The sequence below is a fragment of the Burkholderia sp. SIMBA_051 genome, assembly GCF_046534915.1.
Taxonomy (GTDB): Bacteria; Pseudomonadota; Gammaproteobacteria; order Burkholderiales; family Burkholderiaceae; genus Burkholderia; species Burkholderia ambifaria.
Genome location: NZ_JAWRXS010000945.1, coordinates 1 through 233 on the forward strand (window position 1 = coordinate 1; position 233 = coordinate 233).

Consider the following 233-nt stretch of genomic DNA (forward strand, 5'->3'; position numbering starts at 1 on the left):
TTGCGCCGCAACTGCGTTGGCTGATCCTCACCGACAACGAGATCGATGCGCTGCCGCCCGAAATCGGCGGCTGTGCGCGGTTGCAGAAGCTGATGCTGGCCGGCAACCGGCTGCGCGCGCTTCCCGATGAACTGGCCGCCTGCACGCGGCTCGAACTGCTGCGTCTCGCGGCGAATCGACTCGACGGACTGCCGGCGTGGCTATTGCGTCTGCCGCGGCTGTCGTGGCTGGCG

Annotated in this window: 1 protein-coding gene; it reads left to right on the forward strand. The window is 68.2% G+C overall.

Annotated features, from left to right (window positions below; translation table 11 throughout):
- A partial coding sequence (locus tag SB771_RS37275) for a leucine-rich repeat domain-containing protein (protein ID WP_410722315.1) occupies window positions 1-233 on the forward strand: 233 nt, incomplete at both ends.